The organism is Cryobacterium sp. TMT1-2-1 (genome assembly GCF_004403955.1).
Lineage (GTDB): Bacteria > Actinomycetota > Actinomycetes > Actinomycetales > Microbacteriaceae > Cryobacterium > Cryobacterium psychrotolerans.
On the sequence record NZ_SOHC01000058.1, the window covers coordinates 26,519 to 47,359 of the forward strand.

At 67.7% G+C, this 20,841-nt stretch carries 20 protein-coding genes and 1 tRNA gene; 15 read left to right on the forward strand and 6 right to left on the reverse strand.

The genetic code is table 11. The annotated features are described in order from the left end of the window. Window positions 1-46: 46 nt before the first annotated feature. From E3T33_RS09970 to E3T33_RS09980, 3 genes are all read right to left on the reverse strand, one after another. Window positions 47-934, reverse strand: coding sequence for a proline/glycine betaine ABC transporter permease (locus tag E3T33_RS09970; RefSeq protein WP_092324265.1), 888 nt, complete (start codon window positions 932-934; stop codon window positions 47-49). Continuing rightward, window positions 931-2,217 carry a glycine betaine/L-proline ABC transporter ATP-binding protein gene (locus tag E3T33_RS09975; RefSeq protein WP_241982901.1) on the reverse strand — a complete coding sequence of 429 codons (1,287 nt, stop codon included), beginning with the start codon at window positions 2,215-2,217 and terminating at the stop codon, window positions 931-933. The genes E3T33_RS09970 and E3T33_RS09975 overlap by 4 nt, the downstream gene beginning before the upstream one ends. 374 nt (window positions 2,218-2,591) lie before the next feature. Then, on the reverse strand, window positions 2,592-4,013 hold the full coding sequence (locus tag E3T33_RS09980; RefSeq protein WP_092324267.1) for a cation:dicarboxylase symporter family transporter: 1,422 nt from the start codon (window positions 4,011-4,013) through the stop codon (window positions 2,592-2,594). Window positions 4,014-4,144: 131 nt separating this feature from the next. On the opposite strand from E3T33_RS09980, the gene E3T33_RS09985 reads away from it, so the two are divergent. The 12 genes from E3T33_RS09985 to E3T33_RS10040 all read left to right on the forward strand — a co-directional run bounded on the left by E3T33_RS09985 (window position 4,145) and on the right by E3T33_RS10040 (window position 14,580). Continuing rightward, window positions 4,145-5,803, forward strand: a complete 1,659-nt coding sequence (locus E3T33_RS09985; protein WP_092324268.1) for a sensor histidine kinase — start codon at window positions 4,145-4,147, stop codon at window positions 5,801-5,803. Further along, window positions 5,796-6,533: a response regulator gene (locus E3T33_RS09990; protein WP_241982902.1), complete on the forward strand. Its 738-nt coding sequence runs from the start codon at window positions 5,796-5,798 to the stop codon at window positions 6,531-6,533. The genes E3T33_RS09985 and E3T33_RS09990 overlap by 8 nt, the downstream gene beginning before the upstream one ends. A gap of 72 nt (window positions 6,534-6,605) precedes the next feature. Beyond that, the gene (locus E3T33_RS09995) at window positions 6,606-7,250 is read left to right on the forward strand and encodes a prepilin peptidase (protein WP_092324270.1); all 645 of its coding nucleotides are present in this window, start codon (window positions 6,606-6,608) and stop codon (window positions 7,248-7,250) included. Window positions 7,251-7,378: 128 nt separating this feature from the next. Further along, a complete protein-coding gene (locus E3T33_RS10000; RefSeq protein ID WP_134575236.1) occupies window positions 7,379-7,564 on the forward strand; it encodes a Flp family type IVb pilin in 186 nt (61 codons plus the stop codon). 262 nt (window positions 7,565-7,826) lie between these two features. Next, window positions 7,827-8,006 carry a Flp family type IVb pilin gene (locus E3T33_RS10005; RefSeq protein WP_092324273.1) on the forward strand — a complete coding sequence of 60 codons (180 nt, stop codon included), beginning with the start codon at window positions 7,827-7,829 and terminating at the stop codon, window positions 8,004-8,006. Between the two features lie 109 nt (window positions 8,007-8,115). Beyond that, on the forward strand, window positions 8,116-8,505 hold the full coding sequence (locus E3T33_RS10010) for a TadE family protein (RefSeq protein ID WP_092324274.1): 390 nt from the start codon (window positions 8,116-8,118) through the stop codon (window positions 8,503-8,505). Continuing rightward, window positions 8,493-9,470, forward strand: coding sequence for a pilus assembly protein TadG-related protein (locus E3T33_RS10015; protein WP_092324276.1), 978 nt, complete (start codon window positions 8,493-8,495; stop codon window positions 9,468-9,470). Before E3T33_RS10010 ends, E3T33_RS10015 begins: the two co-directional genes overlap by 13 nt. A gap of 8 nt (window positions 9,471-9,478) precedes the next feature. Further along, the gene (gene cpaB, locus E3T33_RS10020) at window positions 9,479-10,216 is read left to right on the forward strand and encodes a Flp pilus assembly protein CpaB (protein WP_166784460.1); all 738 of its coding nucleotides are present in this window, start codon (window positions 9,479-9,481) and stop codon (window positions 10,214-10,216) included. Window positions 10,217-10,238: 22 nt separating this feature from the next. Then, a complete protein-coding gene (locus E3T33_RS10025) occupies window positions 10,239-11,300 on the forward strand; it encodes an AAA family ATPase (protein WP_134575237.1) in 1,062 nt (353 codons plus the stop codon). Beyond that, complete coding sequence (locus tag E3T33_RS10030) at window positions 11,297-12,769, forward strand: CpaF family protein (RefSeq protein WP_092324281.1); 1,473 nt, start codon at window positions 11,297-11,299, stop codon at window positions 12,767-12,769. The genes E3T33_RS10025 and E3T33_RS10030 overlap by 4 nt, the downstream gene beginning before the upstream one ends. Beyond that, window positions 12,766-13,719 (forward strand): type II secretion system F family protein, encoded by a 954-nt coding sequence (locus E3T33_RS10035; RefSeq protein ID WP_092324282.1) that lies wholly within the window; start codon window positions 12,766-12,768, stop codon window positions 13,717-13,719. Before E3T33_RS10030 ends, E3T33_RS10035 begins: the two co-directional genes overlap by 4 nt. A gap of 9 nt (window positions 13,720-13,728) precedes the next feature. After that, complete coding sequence (locus E3T33_RS10040; RefSeq protein ID WP_134575238.1) at window positions 13,729-14,580, forward strand: type II secretion system F family protein; 852 nt, start codon at window positions 13,729-13,731, stop codon at window positions 14,578-14,580. Here the strand turns inward: E3T33_RS10040 and E3T33_RS10045 are convergent. After that, on the reverse strand, window positions 14,577-15,827 hold the full coding sequence (locus E3T33_RS10045) for an FG-GAP-like repeat-containing protein (RefSeq protein ID WP_134575239.1): 1,251 nt from the start codon (window positions 15,825-15,827) through the stop codon (window positions 14,577-14,579). The two genes, E3T33_RS10040 and E3T33_RS10045, sit on opposite strands and share 4 nt — an antisense overlap. 238 nt (window positions 15,828-16,065) lie before the next feature. Next, window positions 16,066-16,141, reverse strand: a tRNA-Lys gene (locus E3T33_RS10050). 117 nt (window positions 16,142-16,258) lie between these two features. Here E3T33_RS10050 and E3T33_RS10055 point away from each other — a divergent pair. From E3T33_RS10055 to E3T33_RS10065, 3 genes are all read left to right on the forward strand, one after another. Beyond that, window positions 16,259-17,089, forward strand: a complete 831-nt coding sequence (locus E3T33_RS10055) for an inositol monophosphatase family protein (RefSeq protein WP_134575240.1) — start codon at window positions 16,259-16,261, stop codon at window positions 17,087-17,089. 47 nt (window positions 17,090-17,136) lie between these two features. Then, window positions 17,137-17,586: an Rrf2 family transcriptional regulator gene (locus tag E3T33_RS10060; protein WP_092325299.1), complete on the forward strand. Its 450-nt coding sequence runs from the start codon at window positions 17,137-17,139 to the stop codon at window positions 17,584-17,586. Between the two features lie 105 nt (window positions 17,587-17,691). Beyond that, window positions 17,692-18,855 carry a globin domain-containing protein gene (locus E3T33_RS10065; protein WP_092325297.1) on the forward strand — a complete coding sequence of 388 codons (1,164 nt, stop codon included), beginning with the start codon at window positions 17,692-17,694 and terminating at the stop codon, window positions 18,853-18,855. Between the two features lie 120 nt (window positions 18,856-18,975). Here the strand turns inward: E3T33_RS10065 and E3T33_RS10070 are convergent, their stop codons facing one another. Beyond that, window positions 18,976-20,700 carry a SulP family inorganic anion transporter gene (locus E3T33_RS10070; RefSeq protein WP_092325295.1) on the reverse strand — a complete coding sequence of 575 codons (1,725 nt, stop codon included), beginning with the start codon at window positions 20,698-20,700 and terminating at the stop codon, window positions 18,976-18,978. Between the last annotated feature and the right edge of the window lie 141 nt (window positions 20,701-20,841).

Genomic DNA, 20,841 nt, shown 5'->3' on the forward strand with positions numbered 1-20,841 from the left:
TCCTTTCATGCCACCGCGATGGGTGGCCGGGTGTGAGGTGTGTGGGTCAGGCTGCCAATGCCTGCTGGCGGCCGCGTTTGCGCGCCCCGAGGAAGCGACCCAGGGGGGTGTCGCTCGTGCCGAGGGCCGCGGTCAGGCGGTCCAGGAAGATCGCGAGGATGACCACGGCAAGTCCGGCCTCAAAGCCGAGGGCGACGTCGATCCGGTTGAGGCTGGCGACCACCTGGGCACCGAGACCGCCGGCGCCGACCATTCCGGCGATGACGACCATCGACAGGGACAGCATGATGACCTGGTTGATTCCGGCCATGATCGTCGGCATCGCGAGCGGGAGCTGGATCTGGCGCAGGATGCGCCAGGGCGACGCGCCGAAGGCCTGCCCGGCCTCGACAACTTCCTTGTCAACCCCGCGAATGCCCAGTTCGGTGAGACGGACACCGGGTGCCATCGCGAAGATGATCGTCGCGACGATTCCGGGAACGACGCCGACGCGGAAGAGGATGAGCGCCGGGATCAGGTACACGAAGGCCGGCATCGTCTGCATGAAGTCCAGGACCGGTCGGATGATGCTTGACGCGGCCTTGGACTTCGCGGCCAGGATGCCCAGGGGAACGCTGATGGCGATGGCGAGCAGGCTGGCTACCAGCACGAGCGCCAGGGTGTCCATGGCGTTTTCCCACTGGTCGACGCCCACGATCAGGGCCAGCCCGACGACAGAGCCGACCGCGAATTTCCAGCCACGGGTGGCGTAGGCCAGCGCGGCGGCGATCACGATGATCACCCAGAAGGGCGGAGCGACCAGCAGGAAGGCCACGACCTCGAACGCGCCATCGAAGACCGCACGGATGATGTCGAAGAGGAAACCGAACGTGTCGGTGATGTACTCGATGAAGCCGTCGACCCAGGTGCCCAGGGGAATGCGGAAGTCGTTCACAGCTGTGCCCCTTCCAGCGCGGTTTCGCGCAGGGTTTCGGTGATCAGGCTGACGGAGATCGTTGCAGCCGGCTCGACGACGGGCAGTTCGCCCGTGTTGGTGGTGACGTTGCCGATCGCGGCTAGAAGCGTGACCCGCGGGATGACCCCGACCAGGCGATTCTTCTCATCGACGACGGCGATGGGCAGGTCGCTTTCGACCGAGGCCTCGACGAGATCGACCAGCGCCGTATCGGGAGTGACCGCCGTGGCGGTGTCGCGGATGATCGTTCGCAGGTCGGTTTCACCGGCCTTGACCAGCCGGAGCACGTCCCGGTCACGCACGACACCGGCGAAGGTGCGGTCGCGGTTGACGACGAACGTGGCCGAGGTCTGCAGGTCGCGCATGGTGCGAAGCGCCGCGCGCGGCCCGGCATTGATCGTGACGACGCTGCGCACGGGCTCCATGACACTCGAGGCGGTGAGAACCCGGGCCCGGTCGACATCCTGCACGAACTGGGCAACGTAGTCGTTCGCCGGGTCGGTCAGGATCTCTTCTGGCGTGCCGATCTGCACGATTCGGCCGTCGCGCATGACGGCGATGCGGTCGCCAAGGAACATGGCCTCGTTGAGGTCGTGGGTGATGAAGATGATGGTCTTGCCCAGTTCGGCCTGCAGCTCGATGAGCTGTTCCTGCATTTCGCGACGGATCAGCGGGTCCAGCGCCGAGAAGGCCTCGTCCATCAGAAGCACGTCGGTGTCGGCGGCCAGCGCACGGCCGAGGCCGACGCGCTGCCGCATTCCACCGGAGAGCTCCGACGGAAGGCTGTCGGCCCAGCCGTCGAGTCCGACCAGGCGGATGATCGTGCGGGCGCGCTCCAGGCGCTCCTCGCGACCAATTCCCTGCACTTCGAGGCCGTAGGCGACGTTGTCGATCACGGTGCGGTGCGGCAGCAGGGCGAAGTGCTGGAAGACCATGGAGATGCTGCTGCGGCGAATCTCACGCAGCGCCTTGGCCGGGATGCCCGTGATGGGCTTGCCGGCGACCGTGACGGTTCCGGAGGTGGCGTCGAGAAGGCCGTTGAGCATGCGGATGAGCGTGGACTTGCCCGATCCGGACAGGCCCATGACGACGAAGATCTCGCCGCGCTTGACCTCGAACGACGCGTCGATGACGGCGGCCGTACCGAGGGGGGAAACCTCCGACCTGCTGGCTCCTGCGCTAAGTTTCTTGACCATCTCGCTCGGGCGGCGCCCGAACGCTTTGTACAGTCGATCTGCCTTGACGGCAATAATTTCGGTCACGTGTTCTCCGTGCACGCCGAACGCCCACCGGTTTAACGGTCAACGCATCGAATGCAAGCTGTTGCCGGACGGGTAGGCAGTGACCGGCCACGGCGCGCTTCGATGAGCGGGGCTGGAGCGATCATGGGACCACTCGTCAGGGCCTCACCATACGATCACGGCCGTCCCGCGCGATTGTTTGCATCGGGGCTGTCGGCTGCGTGAGCGCGTCCTGGTGAAGGGTCGTAAGACCGTCGCCAACCCTAGCACACCCCCTTTTTGGGGGATGGCCGCGCTTTTTTGTCGCGAGGGGGATGGACGCGCGAGTGCCGCCCGGGAGTACTGCTGCCCGGACGGCACTGCCTTGCGCGTTCCCCCCAAGTTGTTTCGCCGGGTCAGGCGCCGACGGAGACCGGCTGCCTGGTGGCGTCGCCCTGGCCCTCGCCCTGGCCCTCGGCCTGGCCCTCGCTCTGGCCCCCGGCCTGGCCTTCGTGGTGTTCGAAGCTGTGGTGCGCCAGCATCGTGGACTCGTCGAAGGGCTCGAGGCGGTCGAGAACCCGGTCGACCTGCACCCGGTCGATTTCCCTCGTCCAGGTGCCGATAAGCACGGTGGCGACCGCGTTGCCGGTGAAGTTGGTCAGCGCGCGGGCCTCGGACATGAACCGGTCGATCCCCACGATGAAGCCGACGCCGTCGAGCAGTTGCGGAGCGTGAGCCTGCAGGCCGCCGGCGAGGGTCGCCAGCCCGGCTCCGGAGACGCCTGCCGCACCCTTCGAGGCGATGATCATGAAGACCAGAAGCCCGATCTGCTCCCCAAGCTGCAGGGGCTGGCCCAGCGCCGTAGCGATGAAGAGGGACGCCATCGTCAGGTAGATGGCCGTGCCGTCGAGGTTGAAGGAGTACCCGGTGGGGACCGTGACACCGACAACCGGCCGGGAGACGCCGAGGTGCTCCATCTTCGCGATCAGGCGAGGCAGGGCGGCCTCGGAAGACGAGGTGGAGAAGATGAGCAGGTATTCGCGTCCCAGGTACCGCATCAGCTTGAAGATGTTGACCCCGGTGACGATCTTCAGCAGCCCGCCGAGGATGACCACGATGAAGACGACGCAGGTGGCGTAGAAGGCCGCCATCAGGGTGAAGAGGCTGATCACGGCCTGGATGCCGGTCTCACCGACGACCGCGGCAATCGCGCCGAAGGCGCCGATGGGCGCAAGCCACATGACCATGATCAGGATGCGGAAGACGAGGGCCTGGACGTGGGCGATGCCGCGGAGGATCGGCAGCCCGGCCGGCCCCATCTTCTGCAGGGCGAAGCCGGCGATGAGCGCCACCATCAGGGTCTGGAGGATGTTGCCGGAGGTCAGCGAGGAGAAGAGTGTGGTCGGGATGATTCCGAGAATGAAGGTCTCGGTGTCGGAGGATTCCGTCACCTCGTAGCTGGCGCCGGCGATGTCCAGGCCCGCCCCCGGCTGGATGAGGTTGCCGACCAGCAGGCCGATGCCGAGAGCGAAGGTGGACATGACGAGGAAGTACCCGAGCGCCAGGCCGCCGATGCGTCCGACCGTTGCGGCCTTCGCGATGGATCCGATGCCGAGCACGATCGTGCAGAAGATGATCGGCGAGATCATCATCTTGATCAGGCCGATGAACGCAGCCCCGAGCGGCTTCAGCGAGACGGCGAACCCGTCCGGACCACCGAACATCAGTCCGACGACGACGCCCAGCACGACGGCGACGATGACCGCCGTGTACAGGTAGTGCGACTTGTCGAAACGCTTCTTGCGCTTCACGACGGGGGCAACTGGCGACGACGCCATGGGAGACTCCTTTGTCTAGGCTTGAGGGGGCCCTCACTGGGCCCACAGAAATCCGTGGTGCGTTCAAGAGTCGTTCACGGCGCCCGCACCGTCACGCTTGCGGTCATATTGTTCACGGAAAGGCGATTGCCATGAGTCACGGATGGAGCATCGCGCGCCGGCTCTTCCTGGCCCATGCCCTCTTCATCCTCGTGCTGGCGGCATTCGTCGGAACTGCATCCTTCGTCGACGCCCGTGATCGCGGATATTCGGAAACCGCGGATCGCATGCTGGCCGTGGCCACGGCCATCGCGGACAATCCCCTCGTGCTCGAGGCCAGCCGCGGAGCGGATCCGAGCGGTTCCCTCCAGCCGTATGCCCTGCGGGTGGCGGCGGACGCCGACCTCGACTTCATCACGATCATGGACACGGACCGCACCCGCTGGACCCACCCGACGACCTCGGAGATAGGCAAGGAGTACATCGGCGCGGTCGGACCGGCGCTCGCCGGAGAACCGCTCACCGAGGTCAGCACCGGCACGCTCGGGCCATCCGTGCGCGCCGTAGTTCCGGTCACCGACGAGCAGGGAGCCGTGCGGGCGCTCGTGGCCGTCGGAGTGACGACGAGCAACGTGACAATCGCGCTCAACGCCCGCTTGCCGGCGGTGCTCGGCCTGGCCCTGGCGCTCCTGGCCGCAGGGTCCATCGCGACCTGGCTGCTCGGGCGCTACCTGCGCCGGGTCACCCTCGGCTGGGGACCGGAACAACTGGCCCAGCTCTTCGTCTACCTCGACTCCGTGCTGCATTCCGTGCGCGAGGGGCTGGTGCTGGTCGACCCCCGGGGCGAGCTGGTGCTCTACAACGACCAGGCGGCCCGGCTGCTCGGCATCCCCCCGAGGTCGCCCGCGGGGGCGGCTGCCGGCGGAGCCCCGCTCCTGGCGGACCTGGACCTGCCGGCGAGCCTGGGCGAGCTGCTGCAGAGCGGCCGACCGGCGCGAGACGAGATCCATCCGACCGGGAGCCGGGTGCTGGTCGTCAGCCAGCAACCCGCGCTCGCGTCAGCGGCCGGCCGCGGCAAGCCCGCCGCGATGGGGTCGGTGGCCACCATCCGTGACCACACCGATCTCCAATCGCTGGGCAACGAGCTGCAGGGCATGCGCACCCTCTCGGATGCGCTTCGCGCCCAGACCCACGAACACTCCAACCGCCTGCACGTGCTTGTCTCCCTGATGGAACTGGGCCGGATCCCGGAGGCGCTCGAGTTCGCGACCCGGGACCTCGAGCTCAGCCAGCAGCTGACCGACGAACTGGTCACCTCCGTCGACGAACCGGTGATCGGCGCCCTCTTGATGGGCAAGGCCGCGCAGGCGCACGAGCTCGGGATCGCGCTCACGGTCGAGGCGTCGGGCAGCCTGTCGGATTCCGGGCTCCTGGTGCAGGACCTCGTCACGGTGCTCGGCAACCTGATGGACAACGCCCTCGACGCGGCCGTCTCGGGCGAGGCGCCGCGCACCGTGGACCTCCGCGTTAGTTCGACGGCGGATGCCCTGGTCATCGAGGTGGCCGACAGCGGTCCGGGCGTCGCCGCCGAGGCGGAGGAAGACGTGTTCCGGCCGGGATTCAGCACCAAGGATCCCGGCGCCTACGGCCGCGGCCTGGGCCTGGCCCTCGTACGGCAGACCGTGGCGCGCCTCGGCGGCAGCCTCGTCATCGGCCGGCACCAGGGGGCGGTTTTCACCGTCACGATCCCCACTCACCGCTCCCCCGAACCCACCCCCGCCGCAGACCAGGCGCAGGCACCTCGTGCCTGACCCGGTCGCGCCTGGGCCGGTTGCGTCTGGCCGCCTGATCCGCGTGCTCGTCGTGGAGGACGAGCCCCTCGTCGCCGAGGCCCACGCGGCCTACCTCGGTCGGCTCGAGGGCTTCGTGCACGCCGGGACCGCCGGCACCGGCCAGTTGGCACTCCGACAGCTTGCCGAAGCCGCCGAATCGGGGGCGCCGATCGACCTCGTGCTGATGGACATGAACCTGCCCGACCTGCACGGCCTCGACGTCTGCCGCCGCATCCGGGCGGCCGGACTGGCCACCGACATCATCGCGATCACCGCCGGCCGGGAGCTCCGCACCGTGCGCGGCGCAATCGCCGCCGGCGCCGTGCAGTACCTGATCAAGCCGTTCACCTACGCGCGTTTCGCCGAGAAACTCATCCAGTACCGCGACTTCCACCAGCAGCTGGGAGCCCAGCCGGCGGTGACGACGCAGTCGGAAGTGGACCTCGCCTTCGCCACGCTCCGCGCGCCCAGCGAGCTTCCCCCGCCCAAGGGCCTCTCCGCGGCGACGCTCGCCGCCGTCATCGAGTTCCTCAAGGCCGAACCCGGGCCTGCCTCCGCGAGCGAGGTCATGGAGCGGCTCGGCATGTCCCGGGTGACCGCGCGGCGATACCTGGAGTACCTGGCCGACGCCGGCGCCGTGCTCCGCACGCCCCGGTACGGCACGCCGGGGCGCCCCGAGAACGCGTACGCCTGGAAGTCGTCCGGCTGAACCTGTCCCGAAACTGAACCGTTCCCGAAAAGGGGCGTGCCTTCGACCGGGGAATGCGCCAGACTCAGCGGGATGAACGCAGATCTGTGGCTGCCGCTGCCGGCCGGGCTGGTCGGGCTGGCGCTCGGCGTGCCGCTCACAGGACTGGCCGCACGGATGCTGCGCGCGCCGCGCGACTTCGGCTGGCGGGTTCGCCTGGCCGCCAGCCTGGCGACCGGGGTGCTGTTTGCGCTGCTCGCCCTCGGGTTCGGCCCCAGCCCGGAACTTCCGGCTTACCTGCTGCTGGCCGCGGCATCCGTCGCGCTCAGCATCGTCGACGTCACTGAGAAGAGACTGCCCAACCCTCTGCTGCTCGCCACCACGGTGATCGTGGCGGTCGCCCTCGTGATCGCGGCCGCCGTCGGCGCCGACTGGGGCGCCGCGTTAGGCGCCCTGCTGGGCGGCGCCGCGCTGTTCGCGCTCTACCTGGTGCTCGCGCTCATCTCGCCGGCGGGCATCGGCTTGGGGGACGTGAAGCTCGCAGCGGTGATCGGGCTCGCCCTCGGCTACCTCGGCTGGGACACCTGGCTGATCGGGCTGGTCGCCGGATTCGTCGTCGGCAGCGCCATTTCTCTGGTCGCGCTGGCGCTGCGCCGGGTCAGCCTGCGCGGTTCCCTGCCATTCGGGCCTTCCATGCTGGCCGGGGCATATATCGCGATTCTCGTCGCCGTGCTCTGACCCGCGTTCGTGAGCTTGCTTCGCCACCCCCGTTCGGGTGCCCCGCGACTGGGGGAATGATGCGCACGGGAGACCGGCAGTATGGTGGCCTCCTTCCCGGCGATACCCGAAATCACAAGGGGTTAGACATGCGCACGATCCTCGACATCCTGGCCAGCCGTCTCCGCCATGCCGATGACCGCGAACGCGGCGCGACCGCGGTGGAATACGCCCTGATGGTGTCCCTGATCGCCCTGGTGATCTTCGGCGCCGCCGTAGTCTTCGGCGCCGCCGTCACCGGCATGTTCGGCGAGTACAACGCGAGCATGCCGTAAGCCCTGAATCCCTCTGCTCGCTGCCGGGACCGGCGGCGCAAGCCTCAGCGCGCCGGCGGCCCCGCCCTGCGCCCCCCTCCCCTCCCCGCCGTCCTCCCTCCACCCGCCACGCCGCTGGTCGCGTCGCCCTCGCACCCCCCGAACAGTGGCCCCCAAACAGGGGCCCCCCGTTCTGGGTGTTAGTGAGAAATCCTCAATCCGCATAGCTTGCCTTCATCCGCTCGGCTAACCAGGCCGGCTCTTCACAGAACGGAAACCCGACATGAAGTTCTTCACCAAAATCCAGGCCGCCGTCAACAGCCTGCGCACCGAAGACGACGGCGCCACCGCAGTCGAGTACGGCCTCATGGTCTCACTCATCGCCGTGGTCATCATCACCGCCGTTGCCCTCATCGGCACGAACCTCGACACGATGTTCACCGGCGTGGCCAACAACCTCTAACCACGAACCCGAGTAGGGCGGCGGCCTCCCGGAATCCGGGAGCCGCCGCCGCACTCTCCCCCACTCTCCCGATCTCCCCGTTGCCCCGCCCACCCGAAGGGCCATCCAGATGAAGCGTCTTCGCGATCGATTCAACGAACGCGGCGCGGCCGCCGTTGAGTTCGCGCTCATCCTCCCGGTGCTCCTGCTGCTCGTGATGGGGCTCATCGAGTTCAGCCGGGTCTTCAACATTCAAATCTCCCTGAGCAACGCGGCTCGGGAAGGCGCCAGGACCATGGCCATCCATGATGACCCCGCCCGCGCACGCACGGCCGCCAGCGCGGCCGCCCCGTCGATCAACCCCGCGATCGCTGACGGTCAAATCACGGTCAGCCCCGGCGCCTGCACGCCCGACGCGACCGTGGAAGTGACCATCGACTACAACGTCGCCCTCATGACGGGCTTCTTCGGCGCGACGATCCCCCTGACTGGAACTGGAGTAATGCTATGTGGTGGTTGACCAGCCGGCTTCGGCCCGAACGCGGCGCATCCGCGGTTATCGTCGGCATCATGCTGGTGCCGCTCATCGGATCTCTGGCGATCGCCCTCGACGTCGGCGCGCTGTACGCCGAACGCGCGCAACTGCAGAACGGGGCCGATGCCGCCGCCCTGGCGATCGCAATGGGTTGCGCGGACGACGGGGTATGCGATGCCCCTGGCGCCGCCGCCGCGAACTTCACGAACGACAACGCCAATGACGGTGCCGCGAACGTGCTCGCTCCGGTCATCGACCTCACCAACAGAACCGTGACCGTGACCGACTCGACGCGGGTCGCCGGCACGGATCAGGACGCCATCCAGCACCCGTTCGCTGCCATGCTCGGCATTACCGAGACGACCGTGGGCGCAACGGCGACTGCGGAGTGGGGCGGAATCCGCTCCGGCCCCGCGGTGTTGCCGCTCGCGCTGTCCTTTTGCGAATTCCAGCTGTTCGGCGAGCTGAACAACGAACAGAAGCTCACCATCCGCTACGACGAAAACCACCCGTGCACGAGAAACGGTATGGACATCCCCGGCGGATTCGGCTGGCTCGAGCAGACCGACGGCACCTGCGCGGCAACGGTGGCCGTTGACGGTTCCGTGCCGAGCGAGCCCGGCGTCGACTCCCCGAGCAACTGCGACGCGACCCTTCGCGCGCTCGAGGGCAGCACCGTCCTGATCCCGATCTTCGATGGGTCCACCGGCAACGGTGGTCCCGGCATCTTCCATATCTACGCCTTCGCCGCCTTCAGGGTCACCGGCTGGAAATTCGCCGGCGGCAACCGGTTCCCGCTGGTCAATGTGGATCGCTACCCGGGGTGCGACTGCTCCGGCGGCAACGAGCGATTCATCCAGGGCTTCTTCGAAGAATGGGTCACTATCGACTCGGCCTACGACATCGGCGGCCCCGACACCAACGTCACGACCGTCAACCTCACGAACTAGGAGATGTCATGAAAACCCGACTCATTGGAGCGATCGTCGCCATCGTGCTGGCGCTTGTCGGCACCGTCGTGCTCACCGGATATGTGCGGGGCGCTGATGCCCGCGCCGCGGACGGCGCCGCGTTCGTGCCGGTCTTCGTGGTCTCCGAGGAGATCCCGGAAGGAACCGCGGCGGAGGCGATCAGCGACTTCATCACGGTGAAGCAGTTGCCCGCGATGTCCGCGGTTCCGGGGCGGGTGACCAAGCTGTCGGCCCTGGCCGGCATGGTCACGGACGCCGCCCTGATGCCGGGCGAACAGCTCATCAAATCGCGCTGGGTCGACCCTGCCGAGCTCGCGGCCCGCGGCCAGGTCGACCTGCCGGACGGCATGCAGGCCCTGACGATCGCACTCCCCGTCGAACGAATCGTCGGCGGCACCGTCAAGGCGGGAGACACGGTGGGCATCGTCGTGGCGGCCACCGTGAAGATCGGGCAAGCCGCCGAGGACGTGTCGGTGAGTAAGCAGGTCTTCCACAAGGTGCTCGTAACGGCCGTGCACGAAGGAACCCAGACATCGCCCGCGAAAAACGATGAAGCGCAGTCCGAGCCGGTCGGCGAGATCATGGTCACCCTCGCCCGCACCACGCCCGACATCGAGAAGATCGTCTGGGGCCAGGAATTCGGCTCGGTCTGGCTGACGATTGAGCCCAAGGAAGCCACCGAAACCGGCTCCACCGTCGTCGACGCCGGAGACGTGTTCAAATGACCCACGCACCGGCAGGTCGATAATGCCGGCCTCCATCCGCCGCAGCCGGCCGAAGCCCGGGGTGCAGCGCAACCCTGACGTCGACCCAGACGTCGACATCGACATCGACATCGACAACGACAACGACAACGACAACGACAACGACAACGACCCAGAAGGTCACGTCGCGGTCCCAACGGCCCCCAGACTGGAACTGGTGCCCGAGCTGGCACCAGATCCGGAGCCCGAAGCCGACCTCGAAGCCGAAGACGAGGTCGAGGCCGAGGTCGAGGTCGAGTCACCGGCAGAGGGGACCTCCCCGGCCGCCGTCGCCCGGAACCGGGTCATCGCCGTCGTCTCGGCCAAGGGCGGCGTTGGGAAGACAACCATCGCCACGAACCTTGCCGTGGGGCTTGCCCAGGACTCACCGCTCGGAGTAGTGCTTATCGACGCGGACATGCAGTTCGGCGACGTTGCGACGGCTCTCTCCCTGGCACCGTCCCGCACCTTGCCCGACCTGGTATCCGGCGTCGTCCCCAACGACACCATGGTCCTGAAGACCTACCTCACCCCGCACCCCAGCGGCTTCTATGTCGTGTGCGGGGCGGAGACACCGGACGAGGGCGACCGGGTCACCGGAGACCAGCTGGCCAACCTGATCGCACAGCTGGCGACGGCCTTCCAGTATGTCATCATCGACACGTCGCCAGGCCTCGGGGACCACGCCCTGGCCGCAATAGAACTCGCCACGGACGCCGTCATGGTGTGCGACATGTCGGTGCCGAGCATTCGCGGGCTGCGCAAGGAGTTGTCCATCCTGGCCGACATCGGCATCATGCCGGCGTCCCGTCACGTTGTGCTGAACTTCGGCGATCACTCCAGCGGCATGTCCGTGCGCGACGTCGAGCAAACCATCGGCGTTCCGGTCGACATCGCGATTCGGCGCTCCAATCGAGTCGCCCTGTCAACGAATCGGGGGCTTCCGCTCCTCGCCGAGGGCGCGCGCAGTCCCGCGACCGGGGCATTCAAGGCGCTCGTGCGCCGATTTGATCCGACCGCTTCGCTGAAGGCCGGTCGCCGACACCGAAGGGTGGTTGTCTCATGAGACTGAACGAGCGAGTCGATACGATGCGCCAGGGGCCCCAGCATCTCGCTGAGAAGCGGCCCTCCAAAGCAAGCGCACCCAGGGCCGCCGAGGTCAGCGTGCCGCCGGTCGAACAGCTGCCCCCGCCGGCAGCCGCGCCTCACCGGGTGCCTGTGGCTGCGCCCGCGCCGACGCCCCCGGTCGACCCTCTCGCCGACATCAAGGAGAAGGCGGCGCAGGAGCTGTTCGCGCGGATCGGGTCGCGCCTGAACGACGCGAGCCTCACCGAAGAGCAGCTTCTCGCCTACGCACGCACCGAACTCAGCAAGATCGTTTCGGCCGAGCAGGTGCCGTTGAGCTCGCAGGAACGCGCCAGGCTCATCGCGGAGATCGGCTCGGACGTGCTCGGCTTTGGTCCGCTCGAAGCGCTGCTGAGCGACGACGACGTGACGGAGATCATGGTCAACGGCCACGAACAGATCTTCGTGGAGCGCCACGGGCACCTGACTCTCAGCGGGTCCCGCTTCACGAGCGAAGCCCAGTTGCGCCGCGTCATCGAGCGGATCGTCTCGAAGGTGGGTCGCCGCATCGATGAATCATCGCCGCTCGTGGATGCCCGGCTTGCCGACGGTTCGCGCGTCAACGCGATCATCCCGCCGCTCGCGGTCGACGGTTCGTCGCTGACGATTCGGAAGTTCGCCCGGGAACCCTTCACTGTTCACGACCTGGTGCGGTTCGGCACGTTGAGCCCCGATATGGCGCAAGTACTCGACGCCTGCGTCAAGGCCAAGCTGAACATCATCGTCTCGGGCGGTACCGGAACCGGCAAGACGACCCTGCTCAACGTGCTCTCTGCTTACATTCCCGAGGAAGAGCGCATCATCACCATCGAGGATGCGGTCGAGCTCCAGCTGCAGCAGGAACACGTCATCCGGCTCGAATCGCGGCCCTCGAACACCGAGGGAGTGGGTGAGGTCACCATCCGCGACCTGGTGCGCAACTCACTCCGGATGCGCCCGGATCGAATCGTCATCGGCGAATGCCGCGGCGGCGAGACCCTGGACATGCTGCAGGCCATGAATACCGGACATGAGGGGTCCATCTCGACGGTGCACTCCAATTCGCCGCGCGATGCGATCGCCAGGATGGAGACACTCGTGCTGATGGCCGGCATGGATCTGCCGCTTCGGGCCATCCGTGAGCAGATAGCATCCGCCATCGACGTCATCGTGCAGATCACCCGGATGAAGGACGGCACCCGGCGTGTCACGCACGTGACCGAGGTGCAGGGCATGGAGGGCGACATCGTCACCCTCCAGGACGCCTTCACCTTCGATTACGGCGCAGGCGTGGACCACGACGGACACTTTGTCGGTCATGCCGCCGCCACCGGAGTGCGCCCGCGGTTCGCCGACACGTTCCACGATCTCGGAATCGACCTGCCCGCGAGCGTCTTCCAGGCCGAACTGCTCACCAGGAGCCAGCGATGAATCCCGTCGTGCTCTATGGCGGAATCGCCATCGGACTGGCCGCGTTGCTCGTCTTCATCTTCGCGGTGATCGCGCCGGCCCCGCGCATCCCCCTCGAACGGCGGCGAGCCCCCGGCGCGGAGGAGACGACGACCCTGACCCGGATGACCGATCACACGACGGCAGCGATCGACCGGGCGATGAAACGACGCGGCAAGGCTCCGTTCAGCGCTGCCGAACTCGAGCAGGCCAACATTCGTATGCAGCCATCCGGCTTCGTTCTGCTGGTCGTCTCGGCCGCGATCGTGCTGGCGCTGCTGGGCCTGGTGCTCGGCAGCAACGGCCCGTTCGGTGTGCCGCTGATGGTCACCTTCGCGGCGCTCTCCCCCGTCGGCGCGAAGATCCTGATCAGCGTCCGCGCCTCCCGACGGCGCGCCAGGTTCGCGGACCAACTCGACGAATCACTCGGTCTTCTCGCCGGCGGTCTGCGCGCAGGGCACAGCCTGCTCCGCGCGCTCGACGCCGCTTCCCAGGAGACAGAGGCGCCGACCTCCGAGGAATTCGTCCGGGTCGTGAACGAAACCCGAATCGGGCGCGACCTGGGCGAGGCACTGGACAACACCGCTATTCGGATGCGCAGTGACGACTTCCGGTGGGTTGCGCAGGCCATCGCCATCAACCGTGAGGTCGGCGGCAACCTCTCCCAGGTGCTCGACCGGGTTGGCCACACCATCCGGGAGCGCAACGAAATTCGCCGGCAGGTGAAGGCGCTGGCCGCGGAAGGGAAGATGTCGGCGTGGGTGCTCATCATGCTCCCCATCGGAGTGTTCACGTTTCTGCTCCTGACGAAGCCGGACTATTTCGGCGCCTTCTTCGAGAACGTGTGGGGCATTCTGGCGCTGGTCGTCGCGGTCGTACTGCTCATTGTCGGCTCATTGTGGATGATGGCCGTCGTCAAGGTGAAGTTTTAGGAGAATCCAATGACGTCATTCATTGCCATCCTCGCGATTGCCGGCGGATTCGGGGCCCTGGTGGGAATCCTCGTCGGCAGCCGCCGCCCGCAACGGGTCACCGTTGGTCCTGAGGCCGCATCCGCTGCGGTTTCCATGGGCGCCTCCCTCGGTACCAGGATGCGCGACATCGCCCCGACCGGCTATGTCGGCATGCTCGCCCGCCAGGTGGCACTGGCGGGTCGCCCGCCCGCCTGGACCGTCGACAGGATCCTGATGGCCAAGCCCATCCTGGGCATCGTCGCGCTTCTCTTGTCGGGATGGTTCATCAGTGGCGATCCCGGCGTTCCACGCCTGGCCCTCGGGATCTTCGTCACCCTGTTGTGCTTCTTCCTGCCTGACCTGCTCATCCTCAGCAAGGCTCAGAAGCGGCAGGAGGAGATCCAGAACGCGCTCGCCGACACCCTCGACCAGATGACCATCGCCGTGGAAGCCGGCCTCGGCTTCGAGTCGGCCATGGCCAAGGCTGCGACGAACGGCAAAGGCCCCCTGGCAGAGGAGTTCATCCGCACCCTGCAGGACATGAGCATCGGCCAGGCCCGCAAGGCCGCCTACGAGGCGTTCTCCGAGCGCACCTCGTCTCCGGACCTCCGACGCTTCACCCGCTCGATCATCCAGGCGGATGCCTACGGCCTCGCGATTGCCGACGTCCTGCGCATCCAGGCCAGCGAGATGCGCCTGCGCCGCCGCCAGCGGGCCGAGGAGAAGGCAATGAAGGTGCCGGTCAAGGTCTTGTTCCCCCTGGTGTTCTGCATTCTCCCGGTGCTCTTCATCGTTCTGATGACACCGGCCGTGCTCGGCATGGTCAAGGTCTTCTCCTAGAGGATGGCCGTCATCACATTCCAGCCCGAGCCAATCTGCTCGCGTGCGCCCAGACCCGTTGCGGTGCCGCGGTACAGCCAGAGGTAGCCGCTCTTGTCACGGGCGACCACCTCGGTCCGGCCGTCGCCGTTCAAGTCGCCGCCCGCGGTGATGGCCGTCATCAGGTTCCAGCCGGAACCGATCTGAACCCTCGAGCCGAGCCCGGACCCGGTGCCGCGGTACTGCCAGAGGTAGCCGCTGGTGTCACGGGCGATGACATCCGCCCGGCCATCGCCGCTGAAGTCGCCGCCGGCGGCAATCGAGGTCATCCCGTTCCAGCCGGAGCCAATCTTGACCCGGGCGCCCAGGCCGGACCCCGTGCCGCCGTACAACCAGAGTGCGCCGGCCGAGTCCCGGGCGAGGACATCCGCCCGGCCGTCGCCGGTGAAGTCGCCGCCGGCCGCGAGGGCCGTCATCGCTGTCCAGCCCCAGCCGATCCTGACCCGCGAGCCCAACCCCGAGTCGGTGCCATGGTAGAGCCAGAGATCGCCGGCCGCGTCGCGGGCGATCACATCCGCCCGGCCGTCGCCGCTAAAATCCCCGCCGGCCATGATGGTCGTCATCGTGCCCCAGCCGGAGCCGATCCTGACCCGCGAACCCAGCCCGGAGCCGTTTCCCCGATAGAGCCACAGGTACCCGGCCGAGTCCCTGGCCGCCACATCGGGGCGGCCGTCGCCGGTGAAGTCCTTCCAGGATGAGGGAGCGGGCGGGGTCAGGGGTTCAATTGTTGTCGCCGAGTAGGAAGCGAAATTCTGGGTGTAGTACGGCCTCCCGTCGGAGCCGTAGTAGTACCCGATGCCGATGTCGGTCGACTTCGACATGATGTTGGCGTAGTGCCCCGGGGAATTCAGCCAGGCGGGGGTCACCCTCTCGACGGCGTAGCCGAAGGCGACGTTCTCGGCGCCGGACGAGGCGCCCGCCGGATACTGCCTGAAGTAGTCGGGGTTGTGGCCCATCACACCGGAGTCGGACATCTTCTTCGTCCAGTTTTGGGCAACGGTGTTGAGCGACGCGTTGAGCCGGAGCGGTGCCAGGCCCTTGCCGGCGCGGGCCGCGTTCGTTTGGCCGAGAATCGTCCGACGGGCGGCGTCGAGTTCACTCGACGACGGCGCGGCGGTAGCGGCCTGCGGATCCAGGCCGACGGCGAGCCCGGACGTGAGGCCCACGATCAGCAGGGTTGCCAGCACGAGGCCGGGAAGTCTTCGCATCGGGGTTCCGTTCACCAGGTTGCAGCGTCAGTCAACACTGCGTCTTTCCCGACCGCGCCACCAGTCGGCGCTTCGGGGGACGGACCCACTTTCGGCTGAGTTGCGGACAAAGAACCTTCAATGTCGAAGCGAAGGTACTCTCTCCGCATCTCAGCCGGGGGGGGTGGCTGGGAGAACAGGGGGGAACAAGCAGAAGGCCCGGGCCGCAATGCGGGCCGGGCCTTCTGTCCTCGTGCTGTGGTGCACCCCCCCGGACTTGAACCGGGAACCCACTGATTAAGAGTCAGTTGCTCTGCCAATTGAGCTAGAGGTGCATGCTTTCGGTTCGGGGTCTAACCCGAACCGAAGACCAACGATAACACCACGAACCCACAGTTCGCCAATCGAGGGCGCGTTCGGGAGAGTCGCCCCGGATTACTATCCTTGGGAGCGTGACCGAACCCCTGAACCCCTCGCTCGACGACGACCTGGCCCTGGCCCTCGAGCTCGCCGATCGGGCCGACGCCATCTCCCGTGAGCGCTTCCACGCCCTCGACCTGGTGATCACGACGAAGCCGGATCGCACCCCCGTGACGGATGCCGACCAGGCCGTGGAGCGCGCCATTCGCGCCGGTCTCGCCCAGCGGCGGCCGGGCGACGCCATCCTCGGCGAGGAATACGGCGCCGAGGGGTCCGGCTCGCGCCAGTGGATCATCGACCCGATCGACGGCACCGCCGGGTTCCTGCGCGGAATCCCGATCTGGGCGACGCTCATCGCCCTGGCCGTCGACGGCGTCCCGGTCGTCGGGGTGGTCAGCGCCCCCGCGCTCGGCAAGCGGTGGTGGGCGCGCACGGACGGCGGCGCCTGGATGCTCGACGAGCGCGCTCCCGATGCCGCGCCGGAGCGCCTGCGGGTCTCCGGGGTGGCGGCGCTCGACGACGCGTCACTCAGTTACAACAGCATCCAGCAGTGGGACTCGGCCGGACGGCTCGACTCCCTCATCGCCCTCTCCCGCCGGGTCTGGCGCACCCGCGCGTACGGAGACATGTGGTCGTACATGCTGCTCGCCGAAGGGCACCTCGACATCGCCGGGGAGTTCGACCTGCAGCCCTACGACATGGCCGCGCTCGTGCCGATCGTGCAGGAAGCCGGCGGGCGGTTCACTTCGGTCGACGGGCAGGCGGGCCCCTGGCACGGCAGCGCCCTGGCCACCAACGGCCTGCTGCACGAGGCCGCACTCGAGGCGCTGAAGGCACCCGAATCGGCCGCACCCCGCGGCTAGCAGGCACAGCGGTTAGCAGGCACAGCAGCGCCCTCTACTCTGTATCCATGAGGATCAATGCTTTCTCCGATGTGTGCCTGCGCATCGTCATGCTCCTCTCCGCCGCCCCGGAATCCGCGCTGGAGACCACCAGACACATCGCGACGCAGGTCGGCACACCGTACAACCACGTCAGCAAGGCCATCATCAAGCTTCGCGAGCTGGGGCTGGTCGAGGCCGTGCGCGGACGCGCCGGCGGAGTGCGGATCAGCGACGCGGGACGCCGGGCCACGGTCGGCTGGGTCCTGCGGCAGCTCGACACCCGCGCCGACCTCGCCGACTGCGAAACGCCCGACGGCGTCTGCCCGCTCATCGACGGCTGCGGCCTGCGGACGGCGCTGCGACGCGCCCGGGAAGCCTTCTACGCCGCACTCGACGACATTGTGATTTCCTCGCTCCCCCGGAACCGGTCGAACCAGCCGGTTTCCCTGACCCTGGGCCTCCGCCCACCGGGCTGAGCGCCTCACTTCCCCCCGTCCAATGCAGCGGGAAACGGGCCCTCGTCCGTATATAAGTATTTGAAATGCTACTTTGGGGAGACACCCAGAAACAAAGGAGACCGCATGCTCTCGACCCAGTCCCTCCCCCTCATCGAAGCCACTCTCCCCCTCGTGGGCGAGCGTATTCAGGCGATTGCGAAGAACTTCTACGCCCGGATGTTCGCCGCCCACCCGGAACTCTTCGACGGGCTCTTCAGCCGCTCGAACCAGAAGAACGGGTCGCAGCAGCAGGCTCTGGCCGGCAGCATCGCCGTCTTCGCGACCTACCTGGTGAACAACCCGGACACCACCCCGGAGGCCATGCTCTCCCGCATCGCCCACAAGCACGTCTCCCTGGACATCCAGCCCGAGCAGTACGACGTCGTCTATAAGTACCTCTTCGAGGCCATCGCCGACGAACTGAGCGACGTGATCACCGCCGAAATCGCCGGCGCCTGGACCGAGGTCTACTGGCTCATGGCCCACGCCCTGATCAAGTTGGAGAAGGGCCTGTACGCCGGCGCCGCCAACGACAAGCCGCTGGCTCCGTGGACCGTCATCGGCAAGGATGCCGCGGGCACCGACGCGTTGACCTTCACCCTCGAGCCGGCCGACGACACGCCCGTTTCGCCCGCCCTGCCCGGCCAGTACGTGAGCGTCACCGTGGGGATGCCGGACGGCATCCGCCAGGTGCGCCAGTACTCACTCTCGGCCGGAACGGCCACGACCCGCGTTTTCACCACCAAGCTGGACGCCGACGGCGAGGTCTCCCCCGCCCTGCACCGCGACGTTCAGATCGGCGACACCCTGATCCTGTCCAACCCGTGCGGAGACATCACCCTCACCGAGGGTGACACCCCGCTGATCCTGGCCTCGGCCGGCATCGGCTGCACCCCCAGCGCGTCGATCCTGCGGTCGCTCGTCGAGAGCGATTCCAAGCGCGAGGTGATCGTGCTCCACGCCGAGAGCACCCTCGAGCGCTGGGCCCTGCGGGACCAGATGAACGAGGATGTCGCACTCCTGGAGGCTGCCGAGCTGGAACTGTGGCTCGAGATCCCGAGTGACGGCGCCCACGAGGGCTTCATGTCCCTCGATGGCGTGACGATCCCCGAGAACGCGTCGGTCTACCTCTGCGGCCCACTGCCGTTCATGCGCAGCCTCCGCTCGCAGGCGCTGAAGTCCGGCGTGCCGGCCGAGCGCATTCACTACGAGATCTTCGGCCCTGACCTCTGGCTCGCGAGCGTCTAACCCACTGCCGGTTCGACGACATCGGAACGATGCGCGGGTGGTGCGCCGCTGCGCGGCAGTTGCGCCACCCGCGCAACGGCGTACTACCCGCGCAGCTCGAAATCTCCGGCCGGGCACACGTCAGCCGTCGCCGTCCCACTCGGTCCCCTCGAGGTCGCCGCGCAACGTGCCGGTAGCCTCGTCGACGGCTTCCCCGACGGTGCGTGCGAACCGCTCGGGCGGAAACCGCCGGGTCAGCCCGTAGTCGCGCAAATGGTCCTTCACCGGACCCTTCATCTCGGCGAAGATGAGCGTGATGCCACGGGACGCGAGAAAATCGTCGAGTTCGAGCAGTTCCTCTACGGCCGTCGTGTCGATGTCGGTAATGGGCTCGGCCGCGAGGATGACCGTGTGCACGTCGCTGTCCGCCGCGGTGACCGTGGCTCGCACGTAATCGTCGAAGATCCCCCCGTTGGCGAAGAACAGCGGCGCGTCGAAGCGCACGATCACAATGCCGGGCAGCCGTTCGCCCTCCGGGTGCCGCGCCAGGTCGTGGTACCCCCGGATGCCCCTGATCCGGCCGAGCTCGGCCCGGTACGGCCGCCAGGCATGGCTGACGAAGGCCCCGAGCGACAGCACGATCGCGACGCCGATCCCCTCGATCACGCCGAACACCAGCACGCCGAGGAAGGCCGCGAGTGACAGGAACGCATCGACCTTGTTCATCCGCACGAGCGCGAAGAATCCCTTCACGTCGATCAGCCCGGCGGCGGCGACCATGACGACAGCCGCGATGGCGGCCGACGGCAGGTAGCCGGTGAGGCCGGGGGTGAGCAGCATGAATACCACCATTAGCCCGGCCCCGACCACCCCGGTGAGTTGGGAGCGTGACCCCGCCTTCTCTGCGACGGGCGTGCGCGACGATGACGCCGAGATGGGGAAGCCGCCCAGCAGCCCGCCGGCGATATTCGACGTCCCGATGGCGGCCATTTCCCGGCTCCCGTTGACGTTCTCACCGCGGCGGGCCGCGAACGTGCGAGAGAGCACGGCGGTGTCGGCGAACGCGATCAGCGCGATCCCCAGGGCCGGGACAACCAGCGCCGCGACATCCGCCCACGCCAGGCCGCCGAACGCCGGCGCCGGGAGCCCGCCGGGAAGCGCCCCGACGACGGGCAGGGTCTCCTGCAGACCGAGAATGGCCGTCAGCGCCGTTGCGAGCACGACCGCCGCCAGGATCCCGGGGATGCGCGTCTTTCGCCAGGACAGCACGAGGATGACGGCCAGCGAACCGAGGCCGAAGTACAGCGCGGTCGGGTTGACCCGGCCGTCGGCGATACCGGAGACGATGGCGGTCACGTCGCGAAACGGCGACTTTGACGCGACGGAGAAGCCGAGGAACGCCGGCAGCTGCGACACGATCACGAGCAGGGCGAGCGCGTTGAGGTAGCCCACCCGGATGGGCTTCGACAGCAGGTCGGTGACGAAGCCGAGACGCAGGACTCCGCCGAGCATCAGGATCAGGCCGACCATGATCGCCAGGAGCCCTGCCAGGGCGACGGCGCGCACGTCGTCGCCGAGGGCGAGGGGCAGGATCACCGCCGCGATGATCGGCGCCAGGGCCGAATCGGGGCCGAGCACCAGCACCCGCGACGGCCCGAACAGGGCATAGGCGAGCAGGGGGATGATCGTGGCGTACAGGCCAGTCTCGGGCGGGAGCCCCGCGACTTCGGCGTAACCGATACCGACCGGGATGAGCAGCGCGGTGAGCACGAGCCCCGCGCGGAGATCGGGCAGCAACCAGGCGCGCCGGTAGAGAAGGGCCGTGTCGACCCCTGGCAGCACTTTCCGCAGCCACGTCTCGGTCATTCGGCTCGTCTCACGGCCTCTATCTTGGCCCATGGCGGGGGCCGCGTGTGTACCGTCGGCCTCAAAGCCCTGGCTGTCGGGGTGCGCCGGAGCTAGGCTCAGGTCAGGCTCCGCGCGTGCGCCACTTCAGTCCGGGTAGGG